Source organism: Aeromonas sp. Prich7-2, assembly GCF_017939255.1.
GTDB lineage: Bacteria > Pseudomonadota > Gammaproteobacteria > Enterobacterales > Aeromonadaceae > Aeromonas > Aeromonas caviae.
This window is the reverse complement of record NZ_JAGKRI010000107.1, coordinates 1-293: the sequence shown is the minus strand read 5'-3', so window position 1 is coordinate 293 and position 293 is coordinate 1. Positions and strand designations below refer to the sequence as shown.

At 58.4% G+C, this 293-nt stretch carries 1 pseudogene; it reads right to left on the bottom strand.

Annotation, left to right across the window (positions count from 1 at the left end):
• A pseudogene (locus J9892_RS15495) lies at positions 1-293 on the bottom strand (IS4 family transposase); the annotation flags it as partial.

Genomic DNA, 293 nt, shown 5'->3' with positions numbered 1-293 from the left:
GATTTCCCCTTTGCGGTACGGGCTGATGGCCGCGTTGGCAATGACATGCGAGCGGACATTCATGAGCGTGACCAACCGCAGCATCGGGTAGGGTGTCTGCCGGTTGGTTGAGGTGTTACCCGAGCCGAAATGTGCTCTGAGTTCAGACATATCCTGGGTTCGGAACAGGGCCCCATCGATGGCAAAGACCTGTAAACCGTGCCAATGGTCTTCAGGATAACGTTCCCGCCCCCACACATCGGCGCACTGTTTGAACAGCCACTCGAGCGGCTGTTTGCCGAGTCGCTGACGGG